Genomic DNA, 7,101 nt, shown 5'->3' on the forward strand with positions numbered 1-7,101 from the left:
GACCCATGCAACGCACCAAGCCACCTTTCCGCGCCGATATGGTCGGCAGCCTTCTGCGCACGGCAGCCCTCAAGGAAGCCCGTCACAAGCACCATGATGGCGAGATCTCGCACGAAGCGCTGAAAGAGATCGAGGATCGTGAGATCCGCACCCTCATCAAGCGCCAGGAGGAGATCGGCTTGCAGGCCGTCACCGACGGCGAGTTCCGTCGTGCCTACTGGCATTTCGACTTCCTGGAGCATCTCGATGGCGTTACCTCGGTGGAGGCCGATTCCGGCATGAACTTCAAGGGCGGTGTCGGCATTGCGAAGGCCCTGCGCGTGACCGGCAAGGTGGGCTTCTCGGGCCAGCACCCGATGGTCGACCATTTCCGCTTCGTGAAGGACAATACGGACCGCGTCGCCAAGATGACGATCCCCGGCCCGAGCATGCTGCACTATCGCGGTGGCCGAAAGATGATGAACATGGGCGTCTACCCGAACATGGACGACTTCTATGCCGACGTCGGAAGCGCCTACAACAAGGCGGTGCACGCCTTTTATGATGCAGGCTGCCGCTATCTTCAGCTCGATGACATCTCCTTTGCCTATCTCTGCGATCCGGACCAGCGCGAGATGCTGCGCCAGCGCGGCGACGATCCGGAGAAGCAGCCTGAGATCTATGCCGGCATGGTGCGCGAGGCGCTCAAGGACAAGCCGGAAGACCTGACGATCACGATGCACCTGTGTCGCGGCAACTTCCGCTCCACCTTCATCGCATCCGGCGGATACGAGCCGGTGGCGGACGTGCTGTTCAATCGCATGCCGGTCGACGGCTACTTCATGGAATGGGACACGGACCGCGCCGGAGGCTTCGAGCCTCTGCGCTTCCTGCCCAAGGGCAAATCCGTCATTCTGGGTCTCGTGACCTCCAAGACCGGTATTCTCGAGAACAAGGACGACATCAAGCGCCGCATCGATGAGGCGACCAAGCATGTCGATCTCGACCAGCTCTGCCTCTCTCCGCAATGCGGCTTTGCCTCCACCGAGGAAGGCAACACCCTGGCCGAGGAGGAGCAGTGGGCGAAGCTGCGCATGATCGTCGAGATCGCCGAAGAGGTCTGGGGCAGCCCCGGCTCCGGCGCCAGGAAGGCAGCCTGATCGTCGGTGGGGAGCCCGGACGCCCGCTGCTCTGGGCTCCCCGCTGGACGTGCTCATCGTACCGGAAGACATCACGATGCAAGATGAACCCTTGCTCGACCTCGCTCATCTCGGGCATCTCGAACTGCTGACGCCGAAGCCGGACGAGAGCCTTCGTTTCTTCGTCGATGTGCTCGGCATGACTGAAAGCGGCCGGCAGGGTGACTCCGTCTATCTTCGCGGCTGGGACGATTACGAGCGGCACTCGCTCAAGCTGACGGCGTCCAAAAAGCCCGGCATGGGCCACATGGCTTTCCGGTCCAGGAGCCAGCCCGCATTGGAGCGGCGGGCCGCGGCTCTCAAAGGCTCCGGCTATGACATCGGCTGGACGGATGGCGATCTCGGCCATGGGCCAGCCTTCCTGTGCCGTGATCCCGACGGGCACATGGTTGAGCTCTATTACGAGACCGAGTGGTATGTGGCTCCACCCGAGCTGAAGCCTGCCCTGAAGAACCAGGCCCAGCGCTTCCCGGCCCGTGGCGTCAATGTGCGCCGTCTCGATCACCTGAACTGCCTAGCGTCCGACATTCGTGCGAACCGCGTCTTCTATGAGGATTATCTCGGGTGCCGCCTGACCGAGCAGATCATCCAGAATGACGGCAACGAGGCCGGCATGTGGATGACGCTTACCAACAAGAGCTACGACTTTGCCTTCACGCGCGACCATACAGGGGCGAAGGGGCGCTTCCACCACCTGACCTATGCCCTCGACAGCCGGGAAGATGTTCTAAGGGCCGCCGACATCTTCCTCGAAGCGGGCGTGCCGATCGAATCCGGACCGCACAAGCACGCAGTCCAGCAGACCTTCTTCCTCTATGTCTATGAGCCGGGTGGCAACCGGGTCGAAGTCTGCAATGCGGGCGCCCGGCTCATCCTCGCCCCGGACTGGAAGCCCATCGTCTGGATCGAAGAGGAGCGCAAGAAGGGGCAGGCCTGGGGGATGAAGACGGTGGAGTCGTTCCACACCTATGGCACGCCACCTGTCGAGGATGCGGGCTGACGTCTACGAAGTCATCTATGAGGCTGATATCACGGCCCCTTATGCCGGGACATGAACAGGTAGTAGCTGACGGCCGTCGCCTCGGGATTGGAAAAGCTGTAGTCGGACGTCACATCGAAGCGCAGCGCATCACCGGCCTCCATCCAGAATGTCTCATCGCCGATTTTGACAACAAGCGGACCGCTCGGCGAGAAGACGAGCTTGCGGGTCGGCACAGGATAGGGAGAGAGCAGGCCTGTCGATTGCATTCCGGGCAGAACGTGTCGCACCACTTCGATGTCGTCACCCTCCGCAGGGGAGAAGACGGCTTCCCGTTCAAAGCCCGTAGATTGATCTCGGAAGCGGCTTCGTCGGTTGGCGCGCTGCAGCTGAACGGAAGCGGATTGAGCCTGTTCGCCAAGCAATGCAGAAAGGCTTACATTGAGGCCTGTTGCGATGCGCACCAGGATGCCGACGGTGGGCATCTTTTCGCCGCGCTCAATCTTTGAGATCATGGCCCGGCTGACTTGGGCGCGTTGGGCCAGCATCTCCAAGGTGAGGCTCTGTATCCGGCGAAGCTCCCGCAGACGCGGCCCAAGGGTCGACAAAAGCTCGTCAGCGGCTTCGCTGCCACCCTCAGCCTCTTTGGTCATGGGAGGGGGTGTATGCATGGGGTCAAGCCTGATCGAAGTAACATGAAGTGAGCAGCCTTACACGATGTCCACTTGCACACCTGCCGGCGCATCGCAAGGCGCGGCCGCTGAAGGCCACATGTGACGACGATTGATGACTTGGTCGGGAGCCACCTGCGGATGTCCGTATCCCATCATCCTCAACCATCTCGGCTATGAAGACCTGAGCGCGGTCCTGCCTTCATTACTTGCCCGTCGAGCGTGCGTCCCACCAGTTGCTCGGCCAATCGTGCCGCATCGATCAGGCGGGTGAGGTCCAGACCGGTTTCAATGCCCATTTCATGAAGCATATGGACCATATCCTCGGTACAGACATTGCCGGCGGCATGGGGTGCAAACGGGCATCCGCCCAATCCGCCGACGCTGCTTTCGAAGCGCACGATTCCCTCCTCCAGCGCAACCAGAACCCCCACCAATCCCAGGCCCCGCGTGTTGTGGAAATGGAATGCCGGATCGATCCCTGGCAACTCGTCCCTTAGCGCTTCGGCGAGCGATCTGACTTGTCGGAGCGTGGCCATTCCGGTGGTGTCGCAGAAGCTCACTCGCAAGATGCCGAGTTGCTGCATTGTGCCTGCAAGATCAATCACCTTCTCGACCGGCACATCGCCTTCAAAAGGGCAGCCGAACGCAACGGAGAGCGAAACGTCGATCCGAACTCCGGCAGCAGATGCCATCCCGACGATTTCCTGCAACTCTGCCAGGGACTCATGAGAGCTTCGATTGAGATTGCGTGCCCCATGGGTGTCACTGGCTGAGAGAACGAACACCAGCACGTCCGGTCCTGCCGCTATGGCACGCTCGGCACCGCGGATGTTGGGAACCAGCGCCTTGATTTCCACGCCCTGTATGGGGCGCAGCGCGGAAAGGAGTTCTGCAGCATCCGCGAGCTGCGGTACTCGCGTGGGGGAGACAAAGGACGTCACCTCCAGGCTAGTGTGCCCGGCATCGATCAGCGCACGGGCCAATGCCAGCTTCTCGTCGGTTGAGAGAACACGCTTCTCGATCTGCAGGCCGTCACGCAGGCCTACTTCGGTCGGCGATGTTCCGACGATTGAGGATCCCATGACACTCTCCCGTTCAGGTGACGATGGGATGATCCGTAAGTGACGAAACCTGCCCCACCGGCTTATGGTGCGTTATTATGTATCTATGTCTACCATGGTAGAAATCTGCTGAGCAAGAGAGAAAATCTCCTATAGTGGATTTTGTGCTCAGAACGTTTCTTGGAGGAGCGTTCCTAACCATAGGTTGTGGCATCAGCCGGAGCTGACACTGAAGGCTCATGAGGGTTTCGATTCGGGAGACGGGTTTCAGGAGAGACCACAGCCTACAAGATGCTGGCCCGGTACTAGGGGGCTTGGCCGTCAAGTATGGGGGAGGCCCCTGATGCCACCTCAGTTCCGGCTGTGTGAATGTGTCAGATCAGCAAGACAATACGTGTGCGGTGTCTGGGAGGAAGCGGCCTCAGAGAACACCTGCAAGGGCAATCGGCTCAGGAGCTTGTGTCCTGAGCATCAACCAAATGTACTGCCGCCGCACAGCATAGGCTCATACGGCGGCGAGAGTGCCATGGGTCTTTACCGTCCCCAGTTCAGCACGAGCGGATCCAGGCGTTTGGCAATTTCGATCAGGCCTTTGCGCGTTTCCGGGTGCAGGGGCTGCAGCGGCTGGCGCACCGCTTCGGATCGGACGACGCCGCCTTCCTTCATCAACACCTTGGCGGCCGAGAGCCCGCATTGCCGGTTCTCGTAGTTGATCAGCGGCAGCCAGCGCTCGTAAGCTGCGGCAGCCGCCTCGCGGTCACCGGCAAAGTACGGGTCGATGATTTGGCGGATGCCGTCCGGGTAGGCACCGCCCGTCATGGCCCCGGTGGCGCCCGCATCGAGGTCGGCCATCAGCGTGATGGCCTCTTCGCCATCCCACGGCCCCTCGATGGCGTCGCCGCCGAGTGCGATCAGGTCGCGGAGCTTTGAGGCGGTACCGGCCACCTCGATCTTGAAGTAGGACACGTTGGCGATTTCCTGCGCCATCCGCGCGAGAAACGGCCCCGACAGGGATGTGCCGGCCATGGGTGCATCCTGGATCATAATCGGGATGCTGATCGCATCCGAGACCCGGCGGAAGAACTCGTAGATGCCGGGTTCCGACACCCGCAGGGTCGCGCCGAAGAAGGGCGGCATGATCATGACCATCGCCGCACCCGCGTCCTGCGCGCGCCGGCTGCGCTCGGCGCAGATCTCGGTCGAGAAGTGGCTGGTGGTGACGATGACCGGAACGCGGCCTGCGACGTGCTCGAGCACCGTCGTCATCACGGCTTCGCGCTCCTCGTCGCGCAGCAGGAACTGCTCGGAGAAATTCGCCAGGATGCAGAGGCCGTCGGAGCCCGCATCGATCATGAAATCGATGGCGCGCTTCTGACCTTCCAAGTCAAGGCGGCCGCCGTCGTCGAAGATGGTTGGCGCCACCGGGAACACGCCACGATAGGGGCGGGTGGAGCTCCTGCCGGTTGCGGACATGATCTCTTCCTTCATGATGTTGATTCTCGTTGCCTAGTGGTTGTCGCGCGGAACAGGCGAGCCGGTGCGGCCCACAAGAAAGTCCAGATCGACACCTTTATCAGCCTGCAGAACATGTTCGACATAGAGCTTGGCCCAGCCGCGTGTCGCATGGGGCTCCGGCGGAACCCACGCAGCGCGCCTGCGCTCCATCTCCTGCGCCTCCACATGAAGATGCAGGCTGCGGGCCACCACATCAAGGGTGATCAGATCGCCGCTCTCGACCAGCGCCAACGGTCCGCCGGCAGCGGCTTCTGGCGCCACGTGCAGCACCACGGTTCCATAGGCGGTGCCCGACATGCGCGCATCCGAGATGCGGATCATATCGCGGACGCCCTTTCTCAGCAGCTTCTGCGGCAGGGGCATGTTGCCGACCTCGGCCATGCCCGGGTACCCTTTCGGACCGCAATTCTTGAGCACCATGATGCAGGTCTCGTCGATGTCGAGATCCTCGTCATCGATGCGGTGATGCAGGTCCTCGATCGTCTCGAACACGACTGCGCGGCCGGTGTGCCGCATCAGTTCGGGCGAAGCCGCCGACGGCTTGATGACGGCGCCGTTGGGTGCGAGATTTCCTTTGAGAATGGCAATGCCGGCCTCCGGCTTGAACGGCTCCTCGAAGGAGGTGATCACCTCCCGGTTCCAGCAGGGGGCGTCCTTGACGTTGTCCCAGATCGTCTTGCCGTTGACGGTCGGCGCGTCCTTGTGCAGCAGCCCGCGTTCGCCCAGCGTGCGCAGAACCACCGGCAGGCCGCCGGCATAGTAGAAGTCTTCCATCAGGAAGCGGCCCGACGGCATGAGATCGACGAGGCAATGGATGTCGCGCCCGAGCCGATCGAAGTCGTCGAGGGTGAGATCGATGCCGACCCGCCCGGCAATCGCCAGCAGATGCACCACGGCGTTGGTCGAGCCGCCGACGGCTGCGAGCGTGCGTATGGCGTTCTCGAAAGCTTGGCGGGTCATGACCTTCGAGAGCACGAGATCCTCGTGCACCATCTCGACGATGCGGCGTCCGGCCATGCGGGCAAGCTGGTTGCGCCGCGCATCGGACGCGGGAATGGCGGCATTCTCCGGCAGGCCGACCCCGAGCGCCTCGACCATGGACGCCATGGTGGAGCCGGTGCCCATGGTCATGCAGTGGCCGGCCGAGCGGTTCATGCCGCCCTCCGCCTCATGGAACTCCTCCAGCGTGACCTCCCCGGCGCGCAGCTGCTCGCTCATGGAGATGATGTTGGTGCCCGAGCCGATGATCTTGCCGCGATAGACGCCGCGCAGCTGCGGGCCGCCCGAGACCCCGATGGTGGGCAGGTCGGCGGAAGCTGCACCCATGAGCAGGGCAGGGGTGGTCTTGTCGCAACCCATGAGCAGCACGACGCCATCGAGCGGATGGGCGCGGATCGCCTCCTCCACGTCCATGGCGGCGAGGTTGCGAAACAGCATGGCGGTGGGGCGCATGGTCACCTCGCCGAGCGAGGAGACGGGAAACTCGAGCGGGAAGCCGCCGGCATCGAGCACGCCATACTTCACATGCTCGGCAATGGTGCGGAAATGGGCGTTGCAGGGGGTGAGCTCGGACCAGGTGTTGCAGATGCCGATCACCGGGCGGCCGTCGAACTGGTCCTGGGGGAAGCCGCTGTTCTTGAGGAAGGACCGGTAATAGAACCCCATCTTGTCCTGGCGCCCAAACCAAGCCTGGC

6 protein-coding genes are annotated in these 7,101 nt (G+C 62.4%); 2 read left to right on the forward strand and 4 right to left on the reverse strand.

The window, feature by feature from the left end; all coding sequences use genetic code 11:
* The first annotated feature begins 5 nt into the window (after positions 1-5).
* Positions 6-1,139, forward strand: a complete 1,134-nt coding sequence (locus tag MA07_RS26215; protein WP_036359069.1) for a 5-methyltetrahydropteroyltriglutamate--homocysteine S-methyltransferase — start codon at positions 6-8, stop codon at positions 1,137-1,139.
* A gap of 76 nt (positions 1,140-1,215) precedes the next feature.
* Positions 1,216-2,178, forward strand: coding sequence for a catechol 2,3-dioxygenase (locus tag MA07_RS26220; protein ID WP_036359325.1), 963 nt, complete (start codon positions 1,216-1,218; stop codon positions 2,176-2,178).
* A 29-nt stretch (positions 2,179-2,207) separates the two neighbouring features.
* Here MA07_RS26220 and MA07_RS26225 read toward each other — a convergent pair whose 3' ends face one another.
* The 4 genes from MA07_RS26225 to MA07_RS26240 form a co-directional block, all read right to left on the reverse strand.
* Positions 2,208-2,810, reverse strand: coding sequence for an XRE family transcriptional regulator (locus tag MA07_RS26225; RefSeq protein ID WP_052003552.1), 603 nt, complete (start codon positions 2,808-2,810; stop codon positions 2,208-2,210).
* Positions 2,811-2,989: 179 nt separating this feature from the next.
* Complete coding sequence (locus tag MA07_RS26230; protein WP_036359071.1) at positions 2,990-3,913, reverse strand: hydroxymethylglutaryl-CoA lyase; 924 nt, start codon at positions 3,911-3,913, stop codon at positions 2,990-2,992.
* 513 nt (positions 3,914-4,426) lie between these two features.
* On the reverse strand, positions 4,427-5,365 hold the full coding sequence (locus MA07_RS26235) for a dihydrodipicolinate synthase family protein (protein ID WP_036359329.1): 939 nt from the start codon (positions 5,363-5,365) through the stop codon (positions 4,427-4,429).
* Positions 5,366-5,398: 33 nt separating this feature from the next.
* Positions 5,399-7,101, reverse strand: a 1,703-nt coding sequence (locus MA07_RS26240) for an IlvD/Edd family dehydratase (RefSeq protein WP_036351612.1), incomplete at its 5' end; no start/stop codon positions are given.

The organism is Microvirga sp. BSC39 (genome assembly GCF_000739015.1).
In the GTDB taxonomy this organism is placed as follows: domain Bacteria; phylum Pseudomonadota; class Alphaproteobacteria; order Rhizobiales; family Beijerinckiaceae; genus Microvirga.

Coding starts and splice junctions, on each gene's coding strand:
- MA07_RS26215 (WP_036359069.1), top strand. CDS start 6: ATGCAACGCACCAAGCCACCTTTCCGCGCCGATATGGTCGGCAGCCTT.
- MA07_RS26220 (WP_036359325.1), top strand. CDS start 1,216: ATGCAAGATGAACCCTTGCTCGACCTCGCTCATCTCGGGCATCTCGAA.
- MA07_RS26225 (WP_052003552.1), bottom strand. CDS start 2,810: ATGACCAAAGAGGCTGAGGGTGGCAGCGAAGCCGCTGACGAGCTTTTG.
- MA07_RS26230 (WP_036359071.1), bottom strand. CDS start 3,913: ATGGGATCCTCAATCGTCGGAACATCGCCGACCGAAGTAGGCCTGCGT.
- MA07_RS26235 (WP_036359329.1), bottom strand. CDS start 5,365: ATGTCCGCAACCGGCAGGAGCTCCACCCGCCCCTATCGTGGCGTGTTC.